The sequence below is a fragment of the Yersinia sp. 2540 StPb PI genome (genome assembly GCF_052217165.1).
Taxonomy (GTDB): domain Bacteria; phylum Pseudomonadota; class Gammaproteobacteria; order Enterobacterales; family Enterobacteriaceae; genus Yersinia; species Yersinia enterocolitica_E.
Window position 1 is genome coordinate 74,441 of the sequence record NZ_JAZGQC010000001.1, and the last position, 13,547, is coordinate 87,987.

Genomic DNA, 13,547 nt, shown 5'->3' on the forward strand with positions numbered 1-13,547 from the left:
CGTTATACCCAGAAAATTCCCCCACAAATATCATGATAAAAAAACGTACCGCATTATGTTTTTTATTGAGCACGGGCGCTCACGCAAACATGACACCGGGGATAGATATTCCCTCCCCGATCAATGAATCACGCCAGAACCTACAGAACAGCAGTACTGAAATTAATCACTTAATAGAAGAGCGTCGTCAGCCTCATGCTAAACAGCCTGAGGCAGAGATAGAAACGCCCGAAAATAGTGCACCTGAATTAGATGATAGTGCGCAATGCCTCCCCATTAGCGGCGTCTATATCCAGGGTATTACCTTATTGACTGAAGCAGATTTAGAGACCTTAAGCCCAATACCGGAACAATGTATTGGTAGCGAAAATGTCAATCTGTTGGCTCGTGAACTCACTCAGCTTTATCTTAACAAAGGTTATATTACCGCCCGCGTCCAGTTTATTCCTACCGATGAAGAGGGCGAATTGGGTTTCGATGTAACCGAAGGTTTTATTGAGAGCATTGAAAGTGTTGACCCAGAATTAAACGGTGAAACTGTTTTCTCCAATATGGTCGGGGAACCATTAAATATTAAACAACTTGACCAAGGACTCGATCAAGCTAACCGTTTACCCTCCAATAAAATAACCGTCGATATTTTACCGGGAACAGAGCCGGGCGGTTCAATTCTCAGGTTGAGTAATATCCGGTCAAAACCCTGGCATCTGACAACATCACTCGATAATTATGGCAACAAAAGCACCGGTAAATGGTTAAGTCGTAATGCATTTTCTTTCGATAACCCCCTAGGGTTATCAGATTCTCTCAGCTTAAATATCAGCAGTACCACCGATAACCCACAGAAAAACCATAGCCGCGCCTATTCACTGTTTTATTCCGTGCCTTATGGTGCATTAACCTTCAGTGGCTTTGGCAGTTATTCCGAATACCTTTATCCGGTGCAATTACAATTTAATACCATCGAGCTACAGGGTAAAACCCAGCAGCATGGTTTGCGTACCGATTATGTTTTCTATCGCGACCAAGACCAAATTAATGGCTTAAGTGCACAACTAACCTATAAACAGGCAGAAAACTACTTTAACGAACAGAAAATCGCCGTCAGCAGCCCAACACTGACAGTATTAGAATTAGGTATTAATCATCTGCACATTATGCCCACTGGCATATTCAATGTGAATGTCAGCCTCGAGCAGGGATTATCATGGTTAGGTGCTGATCAGAATTTGACCGCCAATTATCAGGACAGCCAATTCACCAAAGCTAAAGCCGCTGTGACTTCCAATCAATATTTCAAACTGTTTGATGATTTCTACCTGTTTAGCAATCAGTTCTATGGCCAATACACCCGTGACCGTCTGCCAGGCGTTGAATGGTTGAGCGTCACCGACAGCAATGCTGTTCGCGGCTTTAGTCGCAATACCTTATCGGCGGATAGAGGTTGGTATCTCCAGAACACCTTATCGCGCAACTTTACCCTCGGCAATACCACCCTAACCCCGCGGCTAGGAGCAGATGTAGGCCGTATTCAGCAAAACCCTCAGGGCTGGAGCAGTGCTATGGGTTTAAGTGCCGGCATCAACGTCAGCTATCGCGATATCAAACTGGATATTGAAGCCAGCCGTGGACACTTATTGTCCGGTAAAACAGAGAATAAAGACCCTACTCAGATTCTGGCGCGCTTCTCTTATTCCTTTTAATTAATCCGCTGCCAGCGCAAGCCAATTTTTATCAACACCAAGCAATATGACAAAAATGGAGAAGTAAAAATGAAACAAAATAAGTTCAAGCTCTCCCCGGCAGGAAAGCTGGCGGCGGCAGTCGCGATTATTTCAGTATCAGTCGCTACCTGTTATGCCGCAGGTATTGTCGGCGCGGGCGATCCTGCTCATAATCCAGCTATTAATTCAGTCAATGGCGCTACGGTGGTCGATATTGTAAAACCTTCGGCCTCCGGTTTGTCCCATAACCAATATAATGAATTTAACGTTAACAAAGCAGGCGCTGTATTTAATAACTCCCTCAATGCCGGACAGTCACAACTTGCCGGACAATTATCTGCTAACCAGAACTTAAATGGTCAAGCGGCAAGTATTATTCTGAATGAGGTTATCAGCCGTAATCCTTCATTATTATTAGGCAAGCAGGAAGTCTTTGGTATGGCTGCTGACTATATTCTGGCTAACCCTAATGGAATTACCTGTGATGGCTGCGGTTTTATTAATACTACCCGAAACTCACTGGTAGTCGGTAACCCACTAGTAGACCAAGGTAAATTACAAGGCTTTGACACCCGCAACAATACAAACTTGTTAGACATAACAGGTGGTTATACTTCAGCACTTGGGCCAATAGACTTAATTGCGCCACGTATTAATATGCTGGGAGCTGTAGACTCCAGAGAAGGCATTAATATCATTCTCGGCCAAAACAAAGTGGGTACTGATGGAGAAATACTCGCATCACAAAAATATGTTGGTTCAGCGTACGACAGTAAAATATTTGGCGGTATGGTGGCTGGTAGAATCAGAATAGTTAATACCGCAGAAGGTAATGGGGTAAATATGTCAAGTGGGTATTCTGCCCGTGACTCGATAGAAATTTCAACACCGGGAAGATTGAATCTTGATGTTGATTCCGATCCAAACTTGAATTATAACCCGACCCCCGCCAACTTAAGCGGTAATGATATAACAGTCACCGCCGGTGATATTTTTACCTCAGGCGATATTATTGAATCTTCCGCTGGCGGCTCTACCACACAAACACTCAAACGCACCAAAATAAAAGGCTCGAACATTTCGATTATTGCCAAGAAAAAAAACCATCTTAGTGCGGCCATCATTGATGGTAAAAACATCACTATTCAAGGTGGGGATATTCAACTGGATTCAGAGAAACTCACTAATACACAGGCCAATGGCTATTCAGAAAAGGGTGGGTGGGGGCTACATAACTGGAGCAAATCTGAAGATAATAAAAACCAACAACAAACAGTTATTGGAACCACTATCATTGCGGAGAATAACATCTTTCTTAAATCAACCAAAGGGGATATAAAATTATCAAGTTCTTCTGTAAGGGCAGGCGATAATCTTTCAGTCAAAGCGGAAAAAGATTTACAACTCAAAGGCCAGATTGAACAAAGTTCAAAATATGGAAAAGGCCATAACTATGTGCAAATGAGAGAGGATAAATCTTGGGACAATAAAGAAAATACTCAAACACTCAATAAAACCACGCTACAAGCCGACGGGAATTTGGGTTTAACGGCAGAAGGAAAAATTACCGGCAATGGTGTTAAGGCCTCTGCTGGCGGTAATTTATTAATCAATGCCAATGAAGTCAATATTGGTGTAAAAAAGACCAAAGATATTACGTTAACTAACGGCAAGAATGAACAAAACTTAGGTCTGGGTGGTATTGATCACAATAATAACAATAAAAATGCAGAAACCATCCATCGTTCTGAAATAACGGCTGATGGAAAAATTTTGGTTATCGGCAATAAAGGTGTTTCCATTACCGGTAGCCAGGTTAAAGGAACACAGGATGGTTATGTGCAGGCCAGCGAAGGTGGTATTAAAATTGACAATGCTATCAGTACCACTACCACAAAAATAGATGAACGTACTGGGGTCGCTTTTAATATCACCGGCAGCTCTCATAAAGCCAATAATAGTGATGAAACAGTTATCGGTGGTGAATTAGCGTCAGACGCCAATCTAAAAATAATCAGTAAAGATAATGTTGATGTTATTGGCAGCCTGGTAAAAAGCGCCGGTGAGCTGGGTATTGAAACGCTAGGTGAAGTCAATGTTAAAGCCGCACAAACCCAACAGAAAATAGATGAGCAAAAAAGCAAGCTGACTATTTCAGGTTTCACCAGTGATGATGGTAAAAATCAGTATCAGGCAGGTTTAAAACTGAACCACACCAGTGAGAGCGAAAAAACTGACAGTATCAAAAACCACGGCGCAGCACTTGAAGGTAGCAGCATCAAACTGGATGCCCAAAAAGACGTCACTTTCACGGGTTCGAAAATCACTGCTACCACTGGTGATGCAGAAATTAAAGGCGAAAACGTCTCGTTTGTCGCGGCACAAGACAGCCTCTCCAGCAACAAAACCAAAGAAAGTGTTGGAGTTGATTTCCACTACACCGGTGGCATGGATAAAGCCGGCAGTGGTGTAAACGTAGGCTACGAGGATACCCAAACCAGCAGTGACAAATCAACCGCCGTGGTCTCGGGTTCACAGGTGGCGGGTAATCTGAATATCACCGCAACAAAAGATGTCACCAATCAGGGAACAGACCATAACGTCGGCGGTGCTTATCAGGCTCAGGGCCATAATATCCACAATCTGGCCGCCGAGAACAGTGAAAAAACACATACCAAAACTACCAAGGTTGATGTCGGTTATGAGGCCAATATTGCTTATGGCGAAGTCACCCGCCCAATTGAAGGGGTAGTCAATAAAGCACAAGAGCTTGATTTGGGAGGCATGATTGAGTCAGTCGGCGAAGTGGGTGGTCCCAATGCCGGGTTAGACCTCTATGCTAAAGGCGGAACTAAAGAAACCAACCTCAATAGTAGCCAATCGGTGGTGACATCAATTAAAGGCGGTAACATCGCGCTCAATGCCGCAGGAGAAGTTAAAGATCAGGGGACAAAATATCAAGCCGATAAAGGTGGCATTACTCTGGATGCTGCGAGCCATACCTCAGAAGCCGCCGTTAATCGTTCTGACCGACATGTTACCGAAACCTCTGGCGAGGCGGGTATTCGCGTTTACACCTCTACCGGAAAAGATATTACTCTGGATGGCAAAGGTAAAGGCGGCTCGAAAGATCAGCATGTCAAAGGTGATATCGCGCAAGTTGGTAGTATGAACGCCGCCAATGGCATCAATATCAACGTGAAACAAGATGCGACCTATCAAGGCACCAATATGAATGCAGGGGATGGCAAAATCGCAGTTAATGCGGGCGGAGATATTCGTTTTGATCAGGTCACCAACCATACTAGCGAAAGCCATAATAATGTTGAGGCTAACGCTAAAGCTAATCTTGGCACTAACGTCGGCAGTAAAAACTTTGGTGCTGGTTTAGGTGGTGGCAACAGTAAGGGGCAAAGCAGCACCTCAGTTGCTCAGGTCAGCCAATTACAAGGTCAGCAAGGTGTTGAACTGAATGCAGGGAAAGACTTAACCCTGACAGGCACAGCATTTGGCAGTAAAGACAAAGCAACGGGTGATGTTCAGTTGATAGCTGGCGGCAAAGTTGATGTGCTGGCCGCACAATCACAAGGCTCCAAACAGGATATCACCTGGTCAGCCAGCGCCAACGCCGGTATCAGTCAAAGTTCTGGGACAGATAAAAATAACAAAGGAATCAGTGCGGGAGCTGAAGTCAAAGTTGCTGACAAAGATGAATCAGCACTCAAGCATCAGGGCACCATTATCAATAGTAATGGTACGGTAACGGTTAAAGCGGGTAGTCACGATAACCAAGCCATCCATATGCAAAATACCAATATTACCAGCCAAAAAACCACACTAACGGCTGATAATGGCGGTATCTTGCTGGAGTCGGCCCAAGACAAAGAGCATAGGGATAACTGGAACTTTACTGTCGGAGCCAATGGTAATCAAAACAGCTCTTTCAATAAAGATGACAAAGGTGTTGTTGATAAACAAAGCAGCGGAAAACTTCATAATATCAGTGCTGAATTGGATGTTGGTGTTAAACAGTTAGATACTGTCATACAGCAAAACACCCATATCAATAGCAATAATATCGCCATGAATAGCGCCAAAGACACGGCTCTGGCGGGTGCTATGCTCAAAGCTAATGATATTACTGGCACTATCGGCGGTAACTTGAAAGTGCAAAGCCGTGAAGATGTCCGACAGGAGGTCAACGTCAACACCGGCTTGAGTTTCAATCACAGTAACGAGAAACAAGACAGCATGATTAATCAGGTAGCCGATGCGACGCCAATCGGCTCGGATAAAGTGAAAAAAACCCTGACCACTAAATCCAATAAGTTATTCGATAAAGTCAAAAAGCAGTATGACCAAATCTCAAGCCGCTTTGATAGCAAGAAAGAAGATAATGTCCAGCCTGTTAGCTACACTAAAAAAGGCAGTGAAGCCACCTTGACCGAGTCTAAGGAAGAAGTAGAAACCAAAGACAAATGGTGGCAGAAAGGGGCCAAAGCAGCAGGCAAAAAAATCAAAAGTAATGTTCAGGATGAACAAGTCAAAGGTGGCAACGGCAAAGCTAAAGTTGAAGTGGAAGTCGTTGAAAATAAAGCGGTTGAAGAACAGTCAGCCATTAGCGGCACACAGTCAGTTAATTTGAACGTAACGGGTAAAACTGAACTTATTGGTGGCAAAATATCCAATAGAGACAGCGATGTAAACTTACAAACCAATGGTCTGGAATTACAGGATATCAACGGTAAACACACCCAGGGCGGGGCGAGAGTAAATGCATCGTCTAAAGTTACCGAGATAATTGGTAGTGGCATTGGTGAGATGATGGAAGGCAAAACACCGCTGCTCGGCGCTCATGGTGGCTCCGAACAGAAAAATGCCGTAGCAGGTGTGACGCGAGGCTAAAGCACGCAAACCACTGGGTTAAAGGGCATTAAAAAAGGAGATAGTCATCGCGGCTATCTCCTTTCATTTTACTGAACAACTGACTTAAATATCAGTCCGCATCATAACCCAAGTTCGGGGCTAACCAGCGCTCGACCTCCGCTATCGGCATCCCCTTACGGGCAGCGTAATCTTCCACCTGATCACGCTGAATCTGTGCCACTGCAAAGTATTTGCTGTCTGGATGGCTGAAATACCAGCCTGATACCGAGGCACCCGGCCACATGGCGTAGGATTCGGTCAACTTCATGCCAGTGTGAGTTTCTACATCCAGCAACTGCCAGATTTGGCCTTTTTCAGTATGTTCCGGGCAAGCCGGATAGCCCGGTGCTGGGCGAATCCCTTGATAGTTCTCGCGCACCAATTCTTCGTTGCTCAGGTTTTCATTCGGTGCAAAGCCCCAATATACCTTACGTACCCGCTCATGCAGATATTCTGCAAAAGCTTCTGCCAGACGGTCTGACAAGGCCTTAATCATGATTTTATTGTAATCATCATGCTGAGCATCATAAGCCTCGGCCAAGGCATCTTCTTCCAAGCCACCGGTGACAGCAAATGCTCCGTAGTAATCAGTTTTGCCACTAGATTTAGGTGCGACATAATCAGCCAGGCAATAGTTCGGGAAGTCGGTCTTCTCGGTTTGTTGGCGCAGATGATGACTGACCACCAGCACATCCTCACGCCGCTCATCGCGATAAATTTCAATATCATCGCCGACGCTGTTAGCCGGGAATATCCCCACCACGCCTTTCGGATGCAGCAAGTTTTCTGCCGACAATTTATCCAGCAGTTCATTGGCATCGGCAAATAGGCGTTTGGCCTCTTCGCCGACCACCTCATCTTCCAAAATACGTGGGTATTTACCCGCCAGCGACCAGGTCATAAAGAATGGCGTCCAGTCGATGTAATTGCGCAGAGTTTCGATACTGGCCTCGACAGGCTGCACACCTAATTTATGGGCGACTGGCGGCGTATAATTTTCCCAATCGATTACGGTTTGGTTATCCCGCGCGACCTGTAAACTGACCGGCGGGGTACGCGGTTTTTTACGCGCATGCTGAATACGGACGGTTTCATATTCTTTGCGCGTTTTTGCTACGAAATCATCACGCTGCGTGTCAGATAACAACGCTGAGACCACGCCAACGCTGCGTGAGGCATTGGAGACGTAAGTGGTGGAACCACTGTAGTTCTGTTCGATTTTAACCGCGGTATGGGCTTTCGAGGTGGTCGCGCCGCCAATCAATAACGGCAAGGTGAAACCCTGTCGCTCCATCTCTTTGGCAACGTTAACCATTTCATCCAGCGACGGGGTTATCAGGCCGGACAAGCCGATAATATCGACCTTTTCCTCCCGCGCCGTGCGCAGGATTTTTTCGGTCGGCACCATCACACCCAGATCGATAATCTCATAGTTATTACACTGTAAAACCACACCCACAATGTTTTTGCCGATATCGTGCACATCACCTTTAACCGTTGCCAGCAGGATTTTGCCCGCGGTAGTGCCTTTCTGCTTACTGGCTTCAATATAAGGTTCGAGATAGGCTACTGCCTGTTTCATCACTCGGGCAGATTTTACCACTTGTGGCAGGAACATTTTCCCTTCACCGAACAGGTCACCAACCACATTCATCCCGGCCATCAATGGCCCTTCGATAACCTCGATTGGCCGCTCAGCCTGCTGACGGGCTTCTTCGGTATCCAGCTCGATGAACTCAGTGATGCCTTTAACCAGTGAATATTCCAGCCGTTTTTTTACATCCCAGCCACGCCACTCCGCTTGTTGAATCGCCACTTCACCACTTTTGCTGCTGCGATATTTTTCGGCCAGATCCAACAACCGCTCAGTGCTGTCGCTACGGCGATTAAGGATCACATCTTCCACCGCATCACGTAGCTCATCCGACAGATCATCATAGATAGCCAATTGGCCAGCATTGACGATCCCCATATCCATGCCATTACGGATAGCGTAATAGAGGAAAACAGCATGGATCGCCTCACGCACCGGATCATTACCGCGGAATGAGAAGGAGACGTTGGAGACACCACCTGAAATCATGGCATGAGGGAGCTCGGCTTTGATATCGGCGCATGCCTCAATAAAGTCGACCGCATAGTTGTTATGCTCTTCAATCCCGGTGGCGACGGCGAAAATATTGGGATCGAAGATGATGTCTTCCGGCGGGAAGCCGACAGTTTCGGTCAATATCTTATAAGCGCGGCGGCAGATTTCGATTTTACGCGCACGGGTATCCGCCTGCCCGGTTTCATCAAATGCCATCACCACCATGGCCGCACCATAACGGCGCACCAGCTTAGCGTGATGGATAAAGGCAGCTTCGCCCTCTTTCATCGAAATAGAGTTAACAATTCCTTTGCCTTGAATACATTTCAGGCCTTTTTCGATCACATCCCACTTAGAGGAATCGATCATGATTGGCACCCGGGCGATATCTGGCTCACCGGCAATCAGGTTGAGGAAGCGCACCATCGCGGCTTCTGCGTCCAACATACCCTCATCCATATTGATATCGATGATCTGCGCGCCGCTTTCAACCTGTTGGCGGGCTACATCCAGCGCTTCATCATATTTATCTTCTTTTATCAGCCGCTTAAAACGAGCCGAACCGGTGACGTTGGTGCGCTCGCCGACGTTAACAAATAGCGAGTTGGCATCGATAGTCAGCGGTTCCAGACCAGCCAGACGGCAAGCCACTGCAATATCCGGCAACGGGCGCGGAGGGACGCCAGCGACGGCTTTAACCATCGCCGCAATATGCCGTGGTGTGGTACCACAACAACCACCGACAATATTCAAAAATCCAGCCCGCGCCCACTCACCAATCTGCTCGGCCATCTCTTTGGCTTCCAAATCGTATTCACCAAAAGCATTAGGCAAACCGGCATTCGGGTGTGCACTGACATAATATTCAGAGATACGGGATAACTCCGCCACATATTGACGTAATTCATCCGGTCCCAACGCGCAGTTCAGGCCAAAAGAGAGCGGTTTAACGTGGCGCAGCGAGTTATAAAAAGCTTCCGTGGTTTGGCCTGATAATGTCCGGCCCGAGGCATCAGTAATGGTGCCGGAAATCATCACCGGCAACAGCACACCCATGGCTTCAAATTCAGACTCAACAGCAAAGGTAGCCGCTTTCGCATTAAGGGTATCGAAGACCGTCTCGATCATAATCAGATCAACACCACCTTCAATCAAGGCGCGGGTAGATTCCCGATAAGCCTCAACCAACTGATCAAAACTGACATTACGGAACGCCGGATCATTAACTTTAGGCGAGATAGACGCGGTACGGTTGGTCGGGCCAAGAACCCCGGCAACATAGCGCGGCTTCTCTGGGGTACGGGCGGTCCATTCATCAGCGCAAATCCGAGCCAACCGAGCAGCTTCATAGTTAATTTCGGCTGACAGCGACTCCATCTGATAATCCGCCATCGCAATGGTGGTGGAGTTAAATGTATTGGTTTCGAGAATATCAGCGCCCGCTTCAAGGTAGGCATTGTGAATGGCGATAATGACTTCCGGTTTAGATAGCACCAATAAGTCGTTGTTACCTTTCAGATCACTTGGCCAATCAGCAAAGCGCGCTCCACGATAATCAGCCTCTTCCAGCCGATAGCTCTGGATCATCGTGCCCATACCACCGTCCAGCACCAGGATCCGTTGTGCCAGTTGCCGATGCAATTGCTTAACCTTATTGTTTAATACTGTGTCCACCACTGTCTGTCGCCTCTTTACCCTGTTGCCTTGCCATTATCTGACGTATCTTGGTTGTTTATTTGTATCAGATATGCTGAAAAATTCATCTGTCATCCTAGCACAAGTTATCAATGTAATGAGTCCGCTAGCAGTTGAGACTTTTTCAGGTAGAGAAACCGACTCATCGGATGAGCGTTTTCTATCGTTTGCATGCATAATTGAAAAACGAAAATGAATTCCATAAAAATAGATGAGAGGTGGATTTATGGCGTTACCGATTGCGATTAAACGGGGGAAAAAACCCAAGGCAGCTGCACAAACCACCCCTGCTGCAACCGGTCAGGTTCAGTCATTAACGCGCGGGCTTAAATTACTGGAATATATTTCCGAATCACAAGGCAGTGTCGCCCTGACGGATTTAGCACAACAGGCGGGATTGCCGAATTCTACCACTCATCGCCTGCTGACAACCATGCAACAGCAAGGTTTTGTCCGTCAGGTGGGGGATTTAGGGCTTTGGACCATGGGGGCTCACGCCTTTATTGTTGGCAGTAGCTTCCTGCAAAGCCGCAATTTGCTGGCCATGGTGCATCCGATGCTACGCCGTTTGATGGATGAATCAGGCGAAACCGTCAACCTGGCGGTGCTCGACCATAGCGACTACCAGGCCATTATTATCGATCAAGTACAATGTACTGCGCTAATGCGCATGTCAGCCCCCATTGGTGGCAAACTGCCGATGCATGCTTCCGGTGCGGGTAAAGCCTTTCTCTCTACTCTGACAGATGATCAATTAGTGCAGTTGTTACATAAGAAAGGGCTGCACGCATATACCCAACATACCCGTACCAATCCAGCCAGCCTGAAAGAGAATCTGGCACTGACTCGCAAGCAAGGTTATTCATTTGATGATGAAGAACATGCCCTCGGCTTGCGTTGTATCGCCGCCTGTCTGTTCGATGAACACCATGAAGCCTTTGCCGCAATCTCTATCTCCGGCCCGGTATCACGCATTACCGACGACCGCGTCACCGAACTTGGCGCACTGGTTATTCATGCTGCGAAAGAAATAACTCAATCATACGGCGGCGGGAATCGGAGTTAATTAGTTAAAACTTTGTCGTTCGGTGAGAACAAGCAGTTCGTAAAGACGCCGTAAATACTTCCCTGTAGGCTCGAGCCGCGCCGTCCTGGCGCGGACGCTTTACTCTTCTGCCTGCCCTCACCTCTCTGAATCGAGAACTAATTACTCACAACAGTGTTTCTTTACATTCCCAATCAAGGCGTAGCGAGCTAAGCCAGTTTAGGTGCGGCCAGCGCGGAAAAACCGGAGCGTACACGAAGTACGTGAGGATTTTGAGCACTGCCCAATCCTAAAATGACAACGCGCAGTAGCCGCTAATTTAAAGCCCGCTGGGAGAAACGCTGCTTCCGGCGATAGGCAAAAACATCCTCCACATGCCCGTCCTTAATACGCTGCTGCAACCCACGCCAATAGCTGGCGTGAAACAGGTCGCTGTGCATCTCCTCAAAAAAATGCCGTATTTTCAGATCAGTGCATAAGAAATGACGAAACTCTTCAGGGAATACATCATTGGGCGATACGCTATACCACGGCTCGCTGGCCATCTCATCTTCCGGGTAGCGCGCTGGCGGAATATCGCGGAAATTAACCTCTGTCATATAGCAAATTTCATCGTAATCGTAGAACACCACGCGACCATGGCGGGTCACACCAAAGTTCTTAAATAACATATCACCGGGGAAGATATTTGCCGCAGCCAACTGCTTAATGGCATTACCATACTCCTCGATAGCATCCTTTAGTTGCTGATCATTGGCCTGCTCCATATAAAGGTTCAATGGCGTCATCCGCCGTTCCATATAGAGATGCTTAATAATGATTTGGTCGCCTAAATCTTCTAACTTTTCCGGCACTTCCCGTTGTAGTTCGGCCAGTAACTCTGGGCTTATCCGCTGCTTATCAATAACAAAATTCTCATACTCTTGAGTATCCGCCATGCGCCCGACGCGGTCATGCTCTTTAACCAGTTGATAGCACTCTAAAACTCGTGCCTGGCTGACCTCTTTTTGCGGCGCAAACTGATCCTTAATTACCTTAAATACCCGATCAAATGACGGTAGGGTAAACACCAGCATCACCATGCCTTTAACCCCTGGGGCGATAATAAACTGTTCACTGGATTGATGAACAAAGGTGAGGTATTCACGATAACTTTCAGTTTTGCCGTGTTTCTGGCATCCAATTGCCATATACAGCTCAGCTGTCGATTTACCCGGTAATATTTCCCGTAGCCATTCCACCATTGCCGCTGGCAGCGGGGCATAGACCATAAAGTAAGAGCGAGCAAAACCGAACACAATGCTGGCCTCCGCTTTACCGGTGAGGCAAGTATCAATAAATAGGGCGCCAGATTCATTGTGATGGATGGGGAGCAGGAAGGGATAAACCCCCTCAGCCAACCGCAATTTACCGACTAACCAAGCCGCTTTATTGCGATAAAACAGTTCATTAGCGATTTGAAAACGTGCGCCTATCAGTTGCTCATCAGGGAATGCTTGCCGAAGAGCCTCTGTGATATAGCCGATATCACGCGGCAGATCTTCCCACGGCAAACGCAGCGGCAAATCACTAAGAACCATCTGCAACATGCCACTCAGATCCCCTTTTGGGGAAAAATCGCGCGCTAACGGGCGTGGGATCTCACGAAAGCGCCGCTCCGGTTGCGAGCTGAAAACAAACAGCTTATCCGGCGTTAAATCACGGTGCTTAAACAACCGGCAGTAAACAGAATTAAAAAAACTCTCCGCAATTTCAAAACGCGGGTAATCCGGCAACAACTCGGTGTAGATCTCTTTTACCCGTGCCAGAAATTCTGCATCAAAACAGCGCTGATCGGTGATGTGCTTTAGTTGCTCAACCACCAGACCGACATGGTGGTCATAGAGGTGAATACGCTTCTTCATCGCCTGCTGAACGGCATGCCAGTCCGCCTGCTCAAAACGGTGCTGAGCGCTGGCAGTGACCTCTAGAAAGCGACCATATTGTGCATCGAAGCCCTGCAAGATTGTCTGAGCGATTAATCGTTCCAGTTTTACCGCCATACTCACCCCCGCCATACGGAACAGAG

Annotated in this window: 5 protein-coding genes; 3 read left to right on the forward strand and 2 right to left on the reverse strand. The window is 47.1% G+C overall.

What is annotated here, in order from left to right:
* The first annotated feature begins 32 nt into the window (after nucleotides 1–32).
* Both V1956_RS00345 and V1956_RS00350 read left to right on the forward strand, forming a co-directional pair.
* Complete coding sequence (locus V1956_RS00345; RefSeq protein ID WP_420071759.1) at nucleotides 33–1,703, forward strand: ShlB/FhaC/HecB family hemolysin secretion/activation protein; 1,671 nt, start codon at nucleotides 33–35, stop codon at nucleotides 1,701–1,703.
* Between the two features lie 69 nt (nucleotides 1,704–1,772).
* Nucleotides 1,773–6,629: a hemagglutinin repeat-containing protein gene (locus tag V1956_RS00350; RefSeq protein WP_442824719.1), complete on the forward strand. Its 4,857-nt coding sequence runs from the start codon at nucleotides 1,773–1,775 to the stop codon at nucleotides 6,627–6,629.
* A 91-nt stretch (nucleotides 6,630–6,720) separates the two neighbouring features.
* Here the strand turns inward: V1956_RS00350 and metH are convergent, their stop codons facing one another.
* Nucleotides 6,721–10,416, reverse strand: coding sequence for a methionine synthase (gene metH, locus V1956_RS00355; protein WP_372560362.1), 3,696 nt, complete (start codon nucleotides 10,414–10,416; stop codon nucleotides 6,721–6,723).
* Nucleotides 10,417–10,660: 244 nt separating this feature from the next.
* On the opposite strand from metH, the gene iclR reads away from it, so the two are divergent.
* The gene (gene iclR / locus V1956_RS00360) at nucleotides 10,661–11,500 is read left to right on the forward strand and encodes a glyoxylate bypass operon transcriptional repressor IclR (protein ID WP_372560361.1); all 840 of its coding nucleotides are present in this window, start codon (nucleotides 10,661–10,663) and stop codon (nucleotides 11,498–11,500) included.
* Between the two features lie 293 nt (nucleotides 11,501–11,793).
* Here the strand turns inward: iclR and aceK are convergent, their stop codons facing one another.
* Nucleotides 11,794–13,521, reverse strand: coding sequence for a bifunctional isocitrate dehydrogenase kinase/phosphatase (gene aceK, locus V1956_RS00365; RefSeq protein WP_420074870.1), 1,728 nt, complete (start codon nucleotides 13,519–13,521; stop codon nucleotides 11,794–11,796).
* Nucleotides 13,522–13,547: the final 26 nt, after the last annotated feature.

Bases quoted from the DNA above. Each gene is read 5' to 3' on its own strand.
- V1956_RS00345 (WP_420071759.1), top strand. From the start codon at position 33: ATGATAAAAAAACGTACCGCATTATGTTTTTTATTGAGCACGGGCGCT.
- aceK (WP_420074870.1), bottom strand. From the start codon at position 13,521: ATGGCGGTAAAACTGGAACGATTAATCGCTCAGACAATCTTGCAGGGC.
- iclR (WP_372560361.1), top strand. From the start codon at position 10,661: ATGGCGTTACCGATTGCGATTAAACGGGGGAAAAAACCCAAGGCAGCT.
- V1956_RS00350 (WP_442824719.1), top strand. From the start codon at position 1,773: ATGAAACAAAATAAGTTCAAGCTCTCCCCGGCAGGAAAGCTGGCGGCG.